Origin of the sequence: Variovorax sp. Varisp36 (assembly GCF_047304235.1) — a bacterium.
Taxonomy (GTDB): Bacteria; Pseudomonadota; Gammaproteobacteria; order Burkholderiales; family Burkholderiaceae_C; genus Variovorax.
Window position 1 is genome coordinate 324,461 of record NZ_JBGLYU010000001.1, and the last position, 15,349, is coordinate 339,809.

The 15,349-nt window shown below is 68.5% G+C and carries 13 protein-coding genes; 8 read left to right on the forward strand and 5 right to left on the reverse strand.

What is annotated here, in order from left to right; translation table 11 throughout:
• The first annotated feature begins 140 nt into the window (after window positions 1-140).
• Entirely contained in the window at window positions 141-1,049 is a 909-nt protein-coding gene (locus tag ACCD11_RS01620; RefSeq protein ID WP_413311950.1) for a hypothetical protein, read from the forward strand.
• On the opposite strand, the gene ACCD11_RS01625 is transcribed toward ACCD11_RS01620, so the two are convergent.
• On the reverse strand, window positions 1,043-1,933 hold the full coding sequence (locus ACCD11_RS01625) for a YbgC/FadM family acyl-CoA thioesterase (RefSeq protein ID WP_413311952.1): 891 nt from the start codon (window positions 1,931-1,933) through the stop codon (window positions 1,043-1,045). The two genes, ACCD11_RS01620 and ACCD11_RS01625, sit on opposite strands and share 7 nt — an antisense overlap.
• A complete protein-coding gene (locus ACCD11_RS01630; RefSeq protein WP_413312006.1) occupies window positions 1,930-2,844 on the reverse strand; it encodes an alpha/beta hydrolase in 915 nt (304 codons plus the stop codon). Before ACCD11_RS01630 ends, ACCD11_RS01625 begins: the two co-directional genes overlap by 4 nt.
• A gap of 134 nt (window positions 2,845-2,978) precedes the next feature.
• Between ACCD11_RS01630 and ACCD11_RS01635 the strand changes: the two genes are divergently transcribed.
• The 7 genes from ACCD11_RS01635 to ACCD11_RS01665 all read left to right on the forward strand — a co-directional run bounded on the left by ACCD11_RS01635 (window position 2,979) and on the right by ACCD11_RS01665 (window position 11,975).
• Window positions 2,979-4,115 carry an iron-containing alcohol dehydrogenase gene (locus tag ACCD11_RS01635; protein ID WP_413311953.1) on the forward strand — a complete coding sequence of 379 codons (1,137 nt, stop codon included), beginning with the start codon at window positions 2,979-2,981 and terminating at the stop codon, window positions 4,113-4,115.
• A gap of 140 nt (window positions 4,116-4,255) precedes the next feature.
• The gene (locus ACCD11_RS01640) at window positions 4,256-6,598 is read left to right on the forward strand and encodes a type VI secretion system Vgr family protein (protein WP_413311955.1); all 2,343 of its coding nucleotides are present in this window, start codon (window positions 4,256-4,258) and stop codon (window positions 6,596-6,598) included.
• 8 nt (window positions 6,599-6,606) lie between these two features.
• Complete coding sequence (locus ACCD11_RS01645; protein ID WP_413311957.1) at window positions 6,607-7,044, forward strand: hypothetical protein; 438 nt, start codon at window positions 6,607-6,609, stop codon at window positions 7,042-7,044.
• 24 nt (window positions 7,045-7,068) lie between these two features.
• A complete protein-coding gene (locus ACCD11_RS01650; RefSeq protein WP_413311959.1) occupies window positions 7,069-9,708 on the forward strand; it encodes a DUF2169 domain-containing protein in 2,640 nt (879 codons plus the stop codon).
• Window positions 9,705-10,823 (forward strand): pentapeptide repeat-containing protein, encoded by a 1,119-nt coding sequence (locus tag ACCD11_RS01655; protein WP_413311961.1) that lies wholly within the window; start codon window positions 9,705-9,707, stop codon window positions 10,821-10,823. Before ACCD11_RS01650 ends, ACCD11_RS01655 begins: the two co-directional genes overlap by 4 nt.
• Window positions 10,824-10,825: 2 nt before the next feature.
• Window positions 10,826-11,566, forward strand: coding sequence for a DUF3540 domain-containing protein (locus ACCD11_RS01660; RefSeq protein WP_193386523.1), 741 nt, complete (start codon window positions 10,826-10,828; stop codon window positions 11,564-11,566).
• Between the two features lie 22 nt (window positions 11,567-11,588).
• Entirely contained in the window at window positions 11,589-11,975 is a 387-nt protein-coding gene (locus ACCD11_RS01665) for a DUF4150 domain-containing protein (protein WP_413311963.1), read from the forward strand.
• A 17-nt stretch (window positions 11,976-11,992) separates the two neighbouring features.
• Here the strand turns inward: ACCD11_RS01665 and ACCD11_RS01670 are convergent, their stop codons facing one another.
• The 3 genes from ACCD11_RS01670 to ACCD11_RS01680 all read right to left on the reverse strand — a co-directional run bounded on the left by ACCD11_RS01670 (window position 11,993) and on the right by ACCD11_RS01680 (window position 15,170).
• A complete protein-coding gene (locus tag ACCD11_RS01670; protein WP_413311964.1) occupies window positions 11,993-12,973 on the reverse strand; it encodes a tripartite tricarboxylate transporter substrate binding protein in 981 nt (326 codons plus the stop codon).
• 75 nt (window positions 12,974-13,048) lie between these two features.
• A complete protein-coding gene (locus tag ACCD11_RS01675; RefSeq protein WP_413311966.1) occupies window positions 13,049-14,470 on the reverse strand; it encodes a sensor histidine kinase in 1,422 nt (473 codons plus the stop codon).
• Window positions 14,463-15,170 carry a response regulator transcription factor gene (locus ACCD11_RS01680; protein WP_413311968.1) on the reverse strand — a complete coding sequence of 236 codons (708 nt, stop codon included), beginning with the start codon at window positions 15,168-15,170 and terminating at the stop codon, window positions 14,463-14,465. The genes ACCD11_RS01675 and ACCD11_RS01680 overlap by 8 nt, the downstream gene beginning before the upstream one ends.
• Window positions 15,171-15,349 lie beyond the last annotated feature (179 nt).

The following is a 15,349-nucleotide window of genomic DNA, read 5'->3' on the forward strand; positions in this document are numbered from 1 at the left end:
ATTCCCCCAACGCCCTTGAAGAAAAGGGGCGTTCGGCGCTATCGAACAGATGGCGCCATTTTTTTGCGCGTCGTTTAACCCTGCCGCCGATGCTGCGCCGTAGAAGCCTGCACCGATCAACTCCCGGCAAGGAAGACACCATGAAGCGCAGACTCTTTTCCACCGCCCTGGCCCTGAGCGCCGCGGCCTCCTTCTCGGCCTGCGCGCAGAGCCCGGAGCGGCCTTACGCCCCGCCCACGCCGCCCAGCCGCATCGGCTCGCTGATGCAGATCAGCGTGGTCGACCGCGGCACCGGCACCGAACTGCCGATCTACCGCCACCGCGGCGAATACTGGGTGGCCGGCCGCCCCGGAGCGCGCTACGCCATCCGGGCGCGCAACGCGACGGGCGAACGCATCATGGCCGTGATGTCAGTGGACGGCGTCAACATCGTCACCGGCGAAACGGCCGGCGTCGGGCAGAACGGCTATGTGTTCAGCGGCAGCGAGCGCAGCGACATCACCGGCTGGCGCAAGAGCGATTCGCAGATCGCGGCCTTCGAGTTCGCCGCGGCCGGCAACTCCTATGCGAGCCGCACGGGCCGCCCGGAAGATGTTGGCGTGATCGGCGTCGCGATGTTCCGCGAGCGCATGCCCGAGCCGCCCCCGCCGCCGGTCACGCCTTTTCCGTACCGCGACGAACGCGGCGAGCGCGAGCGCCGAAGCGACTCGTCGTCCCTGGGCGATGCGCGCGCGAAGGCCGGTTCGGCCGACGGTGCCGCTGCAGCAGCGGAGTCCCCCGCGGGCAGCCTGCGCCAGCCCGCGCCCAGCCCGAGCCTGGGCACCGCGCACGGCCGCCGCGAAACCTCGTATGTCGGCAAGACCACCTTCGAGCGCGCACAGCCGTCGCCCGACGAAGTGGTCCGCATCCGCTACGACAGCCGCGAGAACCTCGTTGCCGCGGGCGTGATCCCGGTGCCGCCCGCGCCGCGCTGGCCGCGTCCGGCCGGTCCGTCGCCATTCCCGGGTTCCGACCCGGGCTACGTGCCGGACCCGCCCGCGCGCTATTGAGAAGAAGAAGGAAGAAGGGAGCGGCGCATCTCGATGTGCGGGATGCCGGCCTCCTCGAAGCCGTCGCCGTGCGGCACATAGCCCAGCCGCGCATAGAAACGCTCGGCGCTGCGCTGCGCATTCAGCGCCACCACGCTGTCGCCGCGCGCCCTGGCGGCGTCTTCGAGCACCTGCATCACCGCAGCGCCGTGCCCGCCGCTGCGCAGGTTGCGGTGCACCGCCATGCGGCCGATGTGCGAGACGCCGTTCTCGGCCGCCAGCAACCGCCCTGTGGCGATGACCTGCCCGATGCGGTTGCGCGCCACCGCGTGCAGCACCACGGCGTCCTGCGCGTCCCATTCCATCGCTTCGGGAATGTTCTGCTCCTCGATGAACACCGCGCGCCGCAGGGCGCCAGCGCCTTCGCCCAGGGTGGCCCAGTCGCCGGTCTCGACGGTGCTCATCGTCTCGCCGGCCTCGTAGCCGGTCAGCACTTCTCGCAGTACAGCAGGCACCGGCTTCGAAGTCTGCGTCGCCGGGTCGGCGAACACATAGACCAGCTCGCAGCCGACCAGGAACTGGTCCTGCCGGAACAGCCCGCCCTCGAACACCATCGACGAATTGCCGATGCGCGCGCAGCGCACGCCCATGTCAAGCATGTCGTCCATGCGCGCCGAGGCGCGGAAGTCGATGGTGGCCTTGCGCACGTAGAGGTCGCCGCCCAGCGCATGCATCGCCTCTTCGTACGGCAGCGCCAAGGCGCGCCAGTAGTCCGAGATGGCGGTGTCGAAATACATCAGGTAGTGCGCGTTGAAGACGATCTTCTGCATGTCGACTTCGGCCCAGCGTACGCGCAGGCGGTGGAAGAAGCGGAAATTGCTGCGTTGGGTGGCTGCTTCGCTCATGGTGCCAGTGCTTCCTTGAGTGCGCGGGCCGCGTCCTCCTGCGCCTGCAGCGCCTCGGGAATCGCCCGTCCCATCTTGACGAATTCGTGGATCACGCCGCGGTAGATCTCCAGGTCGACCGGCACGCCCGCGGCGCGCAGCTTGTCGGCGTAGGCGATACCTTCATCGACCACCGGATCGCATTCGGCCAGGCCGATCCAGGCCGGCGCCACGCCCTCGACGTCGTCGGCCAGCAGCGGCGCAAAGCGCCAGTCGTCGCGGTCGGCCGGCGTGCGGACGTATTGCGCGAAGAAGAAATCGATCATCGACTTGGTCAAAAGCGGACCGTCGACGTGACGCAGATGCGAGGCCGTGTCCTGGTGCGCGGTGGTTCCGGGGTAGATCAGCATCTGCAGCGCAAGCGGCAGGCCCGCGTCACGCGCAAGGATCGCGCAGACGGCCGCCAGCGTGCCACCGGCACTGTCGCCGCCCACCGCCAGGCGCCGCGGATCGACACCGACGCGCCCGCCTTCGCGGGCCAGGAAGGCGAAGGCGTCCCATGCGTCGTTGGACGCGGTGGGAAACTTGTACGCCGGCGCCAGGCGATAGTCGACCGACACCACGGCGCAGCCGCTCCTGAGGCTCAGCACGCGGCACAGCGTGTCGTGCGTGCGGATGTTGCCGACGGTGAAGCCGCCACCGTGAAAGTACATCAGCGCGGGCAGCGCGTCGACGGACGGCGCATACAGCCGCGCCGGAATCGCATGCCCGTCGCGGGCCTCGATGCTGAAGTCTTCGACCCGCGCCAGTTCGGGCTTGGGTACTTCGAGCACGCCGGCGCCCTTTTCGTAGGAGGCCTTGGCCTCCTCGGGCGTGAGCCGGTCGAGCGGGGGGTGGCCGGCACGGGCCATGCGCTCCACCACGCTGGCCATCTTCGGGGTAAGCCGCGTGGCCGGCGGTGTTCCGGTCGCGACAACGGCAAGGGTTTCTTTCGTGTGCAAGACTGATCGCTCTTGTTAGATTTGGCTGGTCGGCAATCGTACTGCCCCAGGGCATATCCACATTCATGGCACTCATCCAATACCTCACCCAGATCCAGTTCGAATTCGGCGCAATCAAGCTGCTGTCCAGCGAATGCGCGCGCATCGGCATCAACCGCCCGCTGATCGTGACCGACGCCGGCGTGCGCGCGGCTGGCGTGTTGCAGAAGGCGCTCGATGCCATTTCCGACCTCGAGGTCTCGGTGTTCGACCAGACGCCCTCCAACCCCACCGAAGCCGCGGTGCGCGCAGCCGTCGAGCTGTACCGCAGCGGCCGCTGCGACGGGCTCATCGCCGTGGGCGGCGGCTCAGCCATCGACTGTGCCAAGGGCGTGGCCATCGCGGCTACGCACGAAGGACCGCTCAAGACCTACGCCACCATCGAAGGCGGCTCGCCCAAGATCACCGAGCGCGCAGTGCCGCTGATTGCGGTGCCCACCACCAGCGGCACGGGCAGCGAGGTGGCACGCGGCGCCATCGTCATTGTCGACGACCACCGCAAGCTCGGCTTCCACAGCTGGTTCCTGATGCCCAAGGCCGCCATCTGCGACCCCGAGCTCACGCTCGGCCTGCCGCCCAGGCTCACGGCCGCCACCGGCATGGACGCCATCGCGCATTGCATGGAGACCTTCATGTCGGCCGCGTTCAACCCGCCCGCAGATGGCATCGGCCTCGACGGGCTGGAGCGCGCCTGGGGCCACATCGAACGCGCAACAAAGGACGGCAGCGACCGCGAGGCGCGCCTGAACCTGATGAGCGCATCGATGCAGGGCGCCATGGCCTTCCAGAAGGGCCTGGGCTGCGTGCATTCGCTGAGCCACAGCCTGGGCGGCGTCGATCCACGCCTGCACCACGGCACGCTCAACGCCCTCTTCTTGCCCGCGGTGATCCACTTCAACTCGGGCGCCGAATCGGTGCAGAAGGAGCAGCGCCTTCAGCGCATGGCGCAGGCCATGCACCTCGATTCGGCCGGCGATCTCGGCGACGCCATCCGCGACATGAACGCGCGCCTCGGGCTGCCCAAGGGCCTGGCCGAGGTGGGCGTGACACCCGCGATGTTCGAGCAGATCATCGACGGCGCCATGGCCGACCACTGCCACAAGACCAACCCGCGCCTGGCCACACGCGACGACTACAAGACCATGCTCGAAGCCTCGATGTAAGGGCTTCTTCTACGCCTGTTTTCAGAGGGGAAAGCGGCCCGTGCCGCCCCTGCGCGTCATGTATATGACATAAGGAATTTCTAGACTGCCCATCGAAGGTTTCGCATCCGCAGAAGCCCCATGGGTCAGGGAAATTCCGAATGCCGCGTACCGTCCAAGTCCACACCGTCCTGAGCGCCGAGCAGCTCAAGTTCCGCGCCATGCGGGGGCGGGAGGGGCTCTCGCAACTCTTCGAGTTCGAGGTGGACATGGTCAGCACCAGCTTCAGCCTCGACCTGAAGCAACTGCTCGGCACCTCGCTCACGCTGGAGCTGGCCGACGAAGGCGCGCCGCGCTTTCTCAACGGCACGGTGGTGCGCTTCGAGCTTGTAGGCCGCGCCAACGAAACCGGCCGCCACTACATCTACCGTGCGCTGGTGCAGCCGTGGCTGTGGTACCTCACGCGCACCACCGACTGCCGCATCTTCCAGAACAAGAGCGTGCCCGAGGTGCTCGACGAAGTGCTGGGCAAGTACGGCTTCCAGTTCGACAAGCGCCTCACGGGCAGCTACCCCGCCATGGAGTACTGCGTGCAGTACCAGGAAAGCGACTTCGCCTTCGTGAGCCGCCTCATGGAGCATGAAGGCATCGCTTATCACTTCGAGCACGGCAACGGCGCGCACCTGCTGGTGCTGGCCGACGACACCGGCAGCTACAAGCCGCTGCCCGGCCACGCCAGCATCGCCTATCGCCCGCGCGACCGCGTGCTCAATGCGCTGGAGCCCTGCATCGACCAGTGGCGCGTGGCCGAGCAGATCACCTCGGGCCGTGTGATGCTCGACGACTTCGACTTCAAGAAGTCGCGCGCCTCGCTGCAGAGCGTGCAGCAAGACCCCAAAGCCCACGAGCATTCGACCTACGAGGTCTACGAATGGCTGGGCGGCTACAGCGAGCACCAGCAGGGCGATGCCTACGCCAAGGTCCGCCTGCAGGAGCTGCAGTGCGCGCACGAGCTGGCTTCGGGCCACACCAACGTCGTGGGCATGGCGCCGGGCTATCTGTTCGAGATGACGCACTGCCCGCGCGAATCGGACAACCGCGAATACCTCGTCACCGAGACCCGCTACAACCTGCAGGAGCCCGAGTACTCCACCGGCGGCAGCAGCGAATCGGTGTGCGAGTTGGACTTCACCGTGCTGCCCTCCTCCGTGGCCTACCGCCCCGCCCGCACCACGCCGCGCCCGCGCACCAACGGCCCGCAGACCGCCACTGTAGTCGGTCCCGAGGAGATCTGGACCGACCGCTTCGGCCGCGTGAAGCTGCAGTTCCGCTGGGACCGATATGGCCAGTCGGACGAGAACAGCTCGTGCTGGGTGCGCGTGTCCAGCAACTGGGCCGGCGCCAACTACGGCACCATGCACATGCCGCGCGTGGGCCAGGAAGTGATCGTCGATTTCATCGGTGGCGAGCCCGACCGTCCCATCATCACCGGCCGCGTCTACAACAGCGACCAGATGCCGCCATGGGAGCTGCCCGCCAACGCCACGGCCAGCGGCATCCTCACGCGCTCCAGTGCGGGCGGTGCGGCCAACCAGGCCAACATGCTGCGCTTCGAGGACCGCTCGGGCGCCGAGCAGATCCTGCTGCACGCCGAGCGCAACCTCGACGTGGAGGTGGAGGCCGACGAGACGCACACCACCGGCGGCACCCGCACCACCCTGATCAAGGGCCACGAGTCGGCCACCTACCAGAGCGGCGAGACGCGCGACATCACCGCGGGCGCCAAGGAAACCATCAGCGGTGGCGACACCCGCAGCGTGACCGGTGGCTTCACCGAAACAGTGACCGGCGGCGTGACGCAGACCATCTCCGGCGGCAAGACGCGTTCGATCGGCGGCGGGCTGAACGACACCATCACGGGCGGCGTCAAGCTGGCGATCAGCGGCGGCTTCAACGGCACCATCGACGGACAGGAAATCCGCTTCGTGAGCGCGGGCCGCCAGGACACCATCAACGCCTCGAACACGGTGCAGGTCAACGGCCCCTCGACCACCACCGTCACCGGCCCCACGGTGCACACCTCGCCGGACGTGACCTTCAACACGACGAACCACATCCACAACACGACGCAGCACATCATCAACACCAGCGTCTACAACACGACGTCGAACACCTACAACAACCTGACGAACAACTACACCAACAACTCCGTCAGCTACACCAACAACTACGCCAAGAGCAGCGACTGGCGGCTGGCGCGTTCGGGCGGCGTGGGCTTTCGCGTCGGAGCCGTGGGCGCCTCGCTGGACTTCTGGGGCGTGCGGCAACAGTTCTACGGCATCAATTCGCAATACGCCGTGCTCAAGGTGGACTTCCTCACCTTCAAGATCGCGAACAAGGGCACCGACATCACCAAGGAAGCCATACAGGTCGGCAACGCCGCGCTGCGCTTCCTGATGGACGGTCTCGCGACCTATGCGCAGGCCATGCACATCGTCATGTGAAGGACACGATGCCTGTCTGGGAAATTCTTCTCTGGGTTGTCTTCGCCGTCGTCATGACGGCGGTCGTCGTGTTCTCGATCGGCGCAGTGGGCTACGTGCGCCGCGAGAGCCGGCTGTATTCGGCTGAACAGAAGCTGTGGCTGTCGCTCGCGCAAACGGGCCAGCCGGCCGACGGCGTGCTTCGCAGCCTGCGCATGCACCCGGGAAACATGACCCGCGGCGGCTCGCGCGGGCAGACCGTTTGCGCCGTGGTGCTCGACGTGGACTACGCCGACACCGCCGGCACGCTGCACACGGCGTCGATCCGCACATTCGTCGAAGACGCGCTGGTGCCCCGGTTCCAGGAACCGCTGAAGATCGTTCATCTGCGCTACGACCCGCGAAACGTCGCCTCGGTCGCGATCGACCGCGAGCGCACGCCGCTGGAGATCCCGCGTGCGTCCTGAGCGGATGCCGCGGATGCGCCGCCGATGAAGACCGTCAAGCCATTGCGGCTGAGCGTCACCACGCGGCCGTTCCTGCGCGGCGGCGAGCAGCGCCTGGCCGTGACCACGCTGTGCATGGCATCGATGGGCGAGCAGCCCGTGCTGACGCCCGAACCCGAGTTCTGGAAAGCGCTGTCCGACGAACTCGGTCCGGCCACCGCCATCGACCTGGGCCTGCCGAAGATCCGCGCCGAGGTGCTTGCCACCGGTTTCGCCTACACCGCGCACCAGGCGGAAAAGACGATGTGCGCCGCACGGCTGCAACTCGGCGGCCTTGCCAAGGACCTGGCCGTCTTTGGTGACCGCTATTGGATTGGCGGCCGTGCCACGCAGCCGCAGCCCTTCGAGTCCATGCGCGTGGACTGGACGCGCGCCTATGGCGGCCCCGCCTTCGCGGACAACCCGCTGGGCCGCGGCCACGGCCTCGAACAAGTCGATGGCCGCGAGGTGCAGCGCCTGCCCAACATCGAAGACCCCTCCCGCCGCGTGCACCGGCCCGGCGACCAGCCCGAACCCGCCGGCTTCGGCCCGCTCGACATCGCCTGGCCCCGGCGCATGCGCATGATCGGCAGGCAGTACGACGAGCACTGGCGCGCCCACCTGTTTCCGGGTTTTGCCGAGGACATGGACTGGCAGCTCTTCAATGCCGCGCCGCCCGACCAGCGCCTGGCCGGTGCCCTGGAGATCGCTCCGGGCACCCCCTATGCGGTGTGGAACATGCACCCCGGCGTGCCGATCCAGCGGGGCCGACTGCCCAGCTGGCGCGCCCTCGCCTTCATCGCGCGGCGCCGGTCGCCGGGGCAGATCGAGGACATCGCGCAGCGGCTGACCACCGCGTGGTTCTTCCCGCACCTGGAGCGCGTGGCGCTGGTCTTCCATGGCGAGACCCTCATCGAAGAAGACGACGCCAGCGACGTCACCCACGTGATGCCCGCGCTCGAAACGATCGACGCACCACGCGGCCTCGCGCACTACGAGACCGTGCTGCGCCAGCGCTGCGACCCGGAAAAGGGCGCGCTCTACATGTTCCGAGACGATGAACTGGTGCCGCCAGAGGCCATTGGTCCATGGCTCGAACAGCCCGAAACCACCGAATCAGCGCTGGTGCGCAACATGCGCGAACGCGGCCGGCAAGCCCGCGACGAACTCAAGCAGATGGCGCTCGACGCCGGGCACAAGGCGCGCCATTTCAGGGAGCGCGCTCTTCCCGCGCCCTTCCAGCGCACACCCACCCTGCACGAGTTGCCCGGGTTCGTCGAGCAGGCAGATGCCTATGCCCGCGCGCAGCGCGCGCAAGGCGCTGTCGAGCGCGAACGCCTCCAGCGCAAAGCTGACGCCAACGCCAGCGAGTCGAGGAAGGTCGGCTTCGACACCGGCAAGCTGGTGCGCGAGCATGACCGCGCCGAGATCAAGGGGCCGCCGAGCGTGGATGGCGCGTCGGTGCTGCGCGGCTTCACGGGCATCGCAGCGGCCACGGGCACCACGCCCATGCCGCCGGACCAGGTGGAATCGATGCGAAAAATGACAGAGGACGGCGAGCGCGGCCTGCTCGCGCTGTACCGCGGCACTGCCCAGCACCAGTCCAGCGTCGATCCCTTGCCCCCCGAGCGGCTTGCGGCACTGCGTGCCCATGTGGCGTCGGTGCTTGCAGGCAGCCGCGATTTCACCGAGATGGACCTGACCGGCGCCGATCTCTCGGGCCTGGACCTGCGCGGCGCATGCTTTCGCCGCACGCTGCTGGAAAGCGCCGACCTGCGCGGCGTGCAATGCGACAGCGCCGATTTCAGCCAGGCCGTACTGGTGCGTGCGCAACTCTCGGGCGCCCGGTTTCATGGCGCGGTGCTGCGCGACACGAACCTCGGAGGTATCGCCTGCGAACAGGCTGACTTCTCGCGCGCCGATCTCGAGGGCGCGAAGCTGGACAAGGTGACGCTTGCCGGCTGCAGCTTCGAGGGCGCGCGCCTGCACCATCTGCACCTGATCGATTCGCGGCTGCGCGGCTGCAACTTCGACAACGCCGACATTGCCTACGCCGGCTTCCTTTCCGACGCGACCATCGAAAGCTGCAGCTTTCGGCGCGCCCGCCTCTACAAGGCCGCCTTCCTGTCGTGCCGCGTGGCGCGGCTCGACTTCACCGGCGCCACGCTCGAAGCCTGCGCATGGACCCACACGCCGTGCGACGAGGGCATGGTGTTCGCGGCGGCCCTGCTGCGAACCACCTGCTTTGCCGGCAGCACCAGCCTGCGCGGCGCCAGCTTCGAGGCGGCCACGCTGGTGCAGTGCAGCCTGCGCGGGATGGCCATGGAAGATGCGCGGCTCGCCCGCGCCACGCTCGACACCTGCGACTTTTCTTCCTGCAACCTGAGCGGCACCGACCTCGCCGAAGTGCAGGCGCCCGACAGCCTCTTCATTCGCGCCGATCTGAGCCGGGCGTCGCTGCGGGGCGCCAACCTGATGACCGCCAACTTCAACAAGGCCCTGCTGCCTAGCGCCGACCTGCGCGAGGCCAACCTGTTTCGCGCCGACATGTCGCAGATCCGCATCGACGGCACCACCGCCACCCAGGGTGCCTACATCGAGCAGACCAAGACCGTGCCGGCCCCGCGCGCGACGCCGATCCGATGAGCCCGCAGGAGCTGGTGCTTCACATCCGCAACGGCAAGCGCATGGAAGGAGAAGATTTCACCGGCATGCCGCTCGACGGCCTCGACCTTTCGGGCGGCATGTTCAGCGAATGCCGCTTCACGCGGGCCTCGCTCGCCGGCAGCCGGCTGGACGACTCGGTGTTCGAGCGCTGCACCTTCGATGACGCGACGCTGGCGTCGGGGCGGCTGGATGGCGTGTCGCTCCTGCGCTGCAGCCTGCGGGGGGTGGATGCGACCGCCAGCCATTGGCCGCGCACCGTCGTGACCGAGTCCGACTTGCGCGACGCGCGCTGCGCCGGTGCACAGCTGGCGGAAACGGTCTTCTACGGCTGCGAGCTGCACGGCGCCAGCTTCGAGCGCGCCACGCTCACCAAGACGATCTTCAACGACAGCCGCATGGGCAACGCGGACCTGCGCAATGCCTCGCTCACGAGCGCGGTGTTCTTCCGCAGCGACCTGCGCGAGGTCGCGTTCCAAACCGCGCGCTTCCACAACGCCGTGTTTTCCGAGGCCGACCTGCGCGGCCAGTCGTTCGCGGGTCAGGCCTTCGCGATGTGCCAGTTCACGGACGCGCGCATGTCCGGCTGCGTGTTCGAGGACGCGCAGCTCGCGCAATGCAACTTCAAGGGCGCAAGGCTCGACGGCGCGCGCATGGCCCGCGTGCAAGCGCCGCAAACCTTGTTCGTCGAGGCAGACCTGCGCGGCGCCGATTTCCGTGGCGCGGCGCTCGACCAGTCGCTCTGGGCCGACGCCTGGCTCGCGGGAGCCGACTTCTCCGGCGCGAGCCTGGAACAAGGCGTCTTCCTCCGCGCCCGCTGCGAGAACGCGAGCTTCGAGCGCAGCCGGCTCGTCTACGCCGATTTCTCCTGCGCGGACCTGCGCGGCGCGAACTTCGAGAGGGCCCGCTTCGAGCGCACCCAGCTGCACCGGGCCGAGCTGGCCGGCTCGCGCTGGAGCGACCGCATCGGTGTGCTCGACAACGACCCCCACCTGTACGAGGCAGAGCGCATCGCCCGCCAGCGCCTGGCCCGCGCCATCCGCCTCGACCGCGACGCCGAGGGTCGCCTCTCCATCGACGCAAAGGACATCGCATGACGATGAGCGCACGAAGCTCCCATTCCACCGCCCCCCCTGCAGACGTCCACGGCGAAAGCGAACTCGCCCCCCTGCTGCACAAGGCGCCGCCCGCCAAGCGACAGGCCGCCGCGCAGCCCCCGGGCATTTGCATGGCGAAGGTGGTGGCCAGCCATTCGGACGACAGCCACGATGTGGTCCCGACGGGAGAGACCCGGTCGCGGCCCTGTCGCCGCGCCGCCAGCTGCCTGCTGGTGCCCGCGCCGGGCGACATCGTCATGGTCGCAGGCCCTGACGAAGACGAGCTTTACCTGATCGCCGTTGTCGCACAGGCCGACCAGGGCCATGCGGTGCTCGCGGTGAACGGCGACCTGACCCTGGCGTCGAGGCACGGCGGCATCGCCGTGCGCAGCTCCGGCGCACTCGATCTGCAATCGGACACCGCCGTCGCCACCCGCGCACCCGAATGGAACCTCACGGCCGGGCGCGGCCTGTGCAAGGTCTCGGAGCTCGACTACCAGGGCGCCGAGGTGCGCTTCAGCGCGCTGGTCTCGCGTTTCGTGGGCCGCGCGTGCGAGGTGGTGCTCGACCGCCTTCACCTGCTCACCCGGTCGAGCTTCCGCTTGACCGAGGAAGTCGAACAGGTGCGTGCGGGCCAGATCGATATCCAGTCGTCGAGCACCTTGCGCCTGCACGCGAAGAACACGCTCGTCACCAGCAAGGAGCTGGTCAAGATCGACGCCGAGCAGATCCACATGGGCTGATGCCCGGAAAAGGAGCCCCGCCATGTTTGCCAACTCCCAGATGATGGGCATGGACCTCGCCTTCCCCGATGTCTGCAAGACTCCGCCGGCCGTGCCCATTCCCTACCCCAACTTCGCGCTGGGACCGACCGCCATTCCCAATGCCTGGAACATCCTCTACGGCGGCACGCCGGCGCACAACCTTGCCACGATCACACCGATCACCAATGGCGACAACGCGGGCGTGATGATGGGCGTGGTGTCGCAGACCGTGATGGGTCCTTCGCGACACATCACGGGCGCGTTCACCGTGCTGCTGAAGGGCTCGCCCTGCACGCGCATGACGAGCCTGTCGGTGCAGAACCGCAGCAACATCGTCGGGATGCGGATCGTGCCGAGCCAGTGCAAGGTGCTGGTGCTGGCGGCTTGAGGCCGGGGCCTCCGGAGCTACTCCGCTTTCACCCCCGCCGTGCGGATCACCTTGCCCCACTTCACCGTTTCAGCCGTGATGAAAGCATCGAATTCCTCCGGCGTGCTGCCCGCCGGAATGGTGCCCATCGCATCCAGCTTGGCGCGCGTGTCGTCGCTTTTGATGATGCGCGCCACCTCTTCCGACATGCGCTTGACGATGTCTCGCGGCGTCCCCGCCGGCGCCACCATGCCGGCCCAGGTGCTGCCGGTGAAGCCCGCGAAGCCCTGTTCGATGAAGGTCGGCACCTCGGGAGCCGCCGCCGGGCGCTTGTCGCCCGCCACGCCGATCAGCCGCACCTTGCCGGCCTTGGCCTGGTTGATGAGGCCCGTGGGCGCATCGAAGAAAAGCTGGATCTGCCCGCCCATCAGGTCGGTCAATGCTGGCACCGCGCCCCGGTACGGGATGTGGATCATGTAGGTCTGCGTCAGCGACTTCCACAGCTCCGTGGTCAGGTGCGCGGCCGAGCCATTGCCCGAGGAGCCGAAGCTCACCTTGCCCGGATTGGCGCGCGCATAGTCGATGAGCTCGCGCGCCGTCTTGAACGGCGCATCGACGTTCACGGCCGCCAGCAGCGGCGATACGCCCATCAGCGAAACGCCGGTCAGGTCCTTGCGCGGGTCATACGGCAGCTTGGGGTACAGCGTGGTGTTGGCCGCATAGGCCGCGATGACGACGCCGAAGGTGGTGCCGTCGGGTGCCGCCTTGGCGATCGCATCGACGCCGATCAGGCTGTTGGCGCCCGGCTTGTTGTCGACCAGCACAGGCTGCCCCAGCTTCGTCTGCAGCCCGACCTGCACCAGCCGCGCCATCTGGTCGGTGAAGCCGCCGGGCGTGTACGGCACGATCACGCGGATCGGCTTGGTGGGCCATGCGGTCTGCGCGAAGGACGGCAAGGCGAGGCTTGCGGCGGCGGTGGCGAGCGTGAAGCGGCGGCGAGACAGCGTGGCTTGGGACATGGCGGCGAAGACTCTTTCGTTGCGTCGTTTCGGGAATGGACCGGGCCATTCTCGAAGCGCCAACCGCCCGTCCGGTCAGGGTTTGCCCGGCACCGCCAACGGCAGCCTCATGTCGAACCGCGCCCCGCCCCCGCTCTCGTTCGCCGCCTCGATCCGCCCGCCGTGCGCGTGCACCACGGCCTGCGAAAGCGCCAGCCCGAGGCCCAGGCCCGGCGTCTTCTCGTCCGAGCGTGCCGTCGCGCCCCGGTAGAAGCGCTCGAACAGGTGCGGCATTTCATCCCCGCGTATGCCGGGGCCGCTGTCGGCCACGGTGATGACGGCCTCGTTCGCCTCCGCATCTGCGCGCAGGCTCACGCGAACGGTGGTGTCGGGCGGCGAGAACTTCAGGGCGTTGTCGAGCAGGTTGGCCAGCGCGAGGCTGGCCGCGCCACGGGCGAAACGCGCAGCCACGGGCGGCGCGGGGGCCAGCGACAGGGCAAGGCGCCGCTCGCGCGCCAGCGGTTCGAGGCGCCTCAGGGCCTCTTCGGCGAGCTGGTTCAGCGACACCGTTTCCACCGCGTCGCGCTCCTGGCCGGCGTCGAGCCGGGCCAGCACCAGCAGCTCTTCGACCAGCAGCGTGAGCGACTCGACCTCCTCCAGCGAGGAGCGCAGCGTTTCCACGTACGCGGCCGGTTCGCGCGGTCTGCGCAGTGCCAGCTCGAGTTCGGTGCGCAGGCGCGACAGCGGCGAGCGCAGCTCGTGCGAGGCATCCGACGTGAAGCGCCGCTGCGCTTCCATGCCCTGCTCGATGCGCGCCAGCATGTCGTTGAGCGTGTCCACCAGCCGGCCGATCTCGTCGCGCGTGCCGGGGTGCGGCAGCCTTTCGCCGAGGTTCGCGTCGCCGATGCGGTGAGCCTGCCGCACCACGTCGTCGATGGCGCCGAAGGCACGCCGAGTGATGAGCGCGCCCGCTGCGCCCAGCGCCAGCAGCAGCGCTCCGCCGAGGATGATGAACAGCGCGCTGGCCATGGCCACGGTGCGGTTCACGTCGTCCAGCGAGCCGGCCACCTGCACCGCGAGCACCGAGGCGCGGCCCGGCACGGGCACCGAGACCATGCGCGTGGGTTCCTCGCCGTAGCCGTCGAGCGTCTCGAACACGGTCTCGCCCGCCGCAAGCCGCTCGCGCAGCGCGGCCGGAATGGGCAGCTGCGCCTCGCCGAGGTTGCTGCTGCGCGCCAGCACACGGCCGTCGGCATCGACGATCTGCACCAGCCGGTCGAGCCGCACGAACGACGGTGCGCCCGGGCCCGGCGGAGCCTCGTGGACGATGACGGTGTCGCCCTCGCCGGCCGACAGCAGCATGCCCATCTCGGTCTCGGCCAGCGCCAGCAGCGCGGCGTCGAGCTCGCGGTGCACGTTGCGCGAGAACACGAGGTACGAGCCGAGGGCGGCGACCGCCATCACCACCACGATCACACTGACGTGCGCCAGCGCCAGCCGCTTTCGGAAGCTAAGCATGCGCGACGCTTCCGGCACCTGCGCCGTCGTCCGCCAGCGCCAGCCTGAAGCCGCGCCCGCGAACGGTCTGGATCAGCGGTGCGGCCGGCGGCGCATCGACCTTGCGGCGCAGGTTGCTGATGTGCACGTCGATCAGGTTGTCGATGGCGATCAGGTCGTCCTTCCACACCTGCTCGGCCAGGCGCGAGCGGCTGACCACCTCGCCGGCATGGCGCAGCAGGATCTGCAGGATCGCGAACTCCTTGTGGGTCAGTTCCAGCACCATGCCGCCGCGCAGCACGCGCTGGCTCATCGGATCGAGGCTCAGGTCGGCCAGCGAAAGCACCATCGGGCGCACGAGCTCAGAGCGGCGCAGCAGCGCGCGCACGCGTGCCAGCAGCTCGTCGAAGGCGAAGGGCTTGGTCAGGTAATCGTCGGCGCCGGTGTTGAGGCCGGCCACGCGGTCGCTCAGCGCATCACGGGCGGTGAGCATGAGCACGGGCGTCTTGCAGCCGCGCTGGCGCAGGTCGCGGCACAGGGTGAGGCCGTCCTTTCCGGGCAGCATCCAGTCGAGCACGATCAGGTCGTAGGCGACGACGAACGCCTCCTCGTCGCCCTCCTCCGCCGTGTGCACCACGTCGACCACGAAGCCCTCTTCCTGCAGACCCCGGGCCAGCAGCCGCGCGGCCTTGCGGTCGTCTTCGATCAGCAGAATTCTCATGGCGCGGATCATGCCGCGCGTTCCTGACTTCCGGCCAGCGGGGCCGCCGAAGGCCGATCCTGAAGATTTCTTCAGGATTTCTTGGGAGCTTCTTCAGGCGCCATTTCATACGCTCCCCGGCAGGAGACGGGAGCGGATCGAGGGCATGGGAAGGCGTCCCATGCACGGCGCGCCCGTCC

Excerpts from the sequence above, each read along its gene's own strand:
- ACCD11_RS01620 (WP_413311950.1), top strand. The coding sequence starts at position 141 with ATGAAGCGCAGACTCTTTTCCACCGCCCTGGCCCTGAGCGCCGCGGCC.
- ACCD11_RS01625 (WP_413311952.1), bottom strand. The coding sequence starts at position 1,933 with ATGAGCGAAGCAGCCACCCAACGCAGCAATTTCCGCTTCTTCCACCGC.
- ACCD11_RS01630 (WP_413312006.1), bottom strand. The coding sequence starts at position 2,844 with ATGGCCAGCGTGGTGGAGCGCATGGCCCGTGCCGGCCACCCCCCGCTC.
- ACCD11_RS01635 (WP_413311953.1), top strand. The coding sequence starts at position 2,979 with ATGGCACTCATCCAATACCTCACCCAGATCCAGTTCGAATTCGGCGCA.
- ACCD11_RS01640 (WP_413311955.1), top strand. The coding sequence starts at position 4,256 with ATGCCGCGTACCGTCCAAGTCCACACCGTCCTGAGCGCCGAGCAGCTC.
- ACCD11_RS01645 (WP_413311957.1), top strand. The coding sequence starts at position 6,607 with ATGCCTGTCTGGGAAATTCTTCTCTGGGTTGTCTTCGCCGTCGTCATG.
- ACCD11_RS01650 (WP_413311959.1), top strand. The coding sequence starts at position 7,069 with ATGAAGACCGTCAAGCCATTGCGGCTGAGCGTCACCACGCGGCCGTTC.
- ACCD11_RS01655 (WP_413311961.1), top strand. The coding sequence starts at position 9,705 with ATGAGCCCGCAGGAGCTGGTGCTTCACATCCGCAACGGCAAGCGCATG.
- ACCD11_RS01660 (WP_193386523.1), top strand. The coding sequence starts at position 10,826 with ATGAGCGCACGAAGCTCCCATTCCACCGCCCCCCCTGCAGACGTCCAC.
- ACCD11_RS01665 (WP_413311963.1), top strand. The coding sequence starts at position 11,589 with ATGTTTGCCAACTCCCAGATGATGGGCATGGACCTCGCCTTCCCCGAT.
- ACCD11_RS01670 (WP_413311964.1), bottom strand. The coding sequence starts at position 12,973 with ATGTCCCAAGCCACGCTGTCTCGCCGCCGCTTCACGCTCGCCACCGCC.
- ACCD11_RS01675 (WP_413311966.1), bottom strand. The coding sequence starts at position 14,470 with ATGCTTAGCTTCCGAAAGCGGCTGGCGCTGGCGCACGTCAGTGTGATC.
- ACCD11_RS01680 (WP_413311968.1), bottom strand. The coding sequence starts at position 15,170 with ATGAGAATTCTGCTGATCGAAGACGACCGCAAGGCCGCGCGGCTGCTG.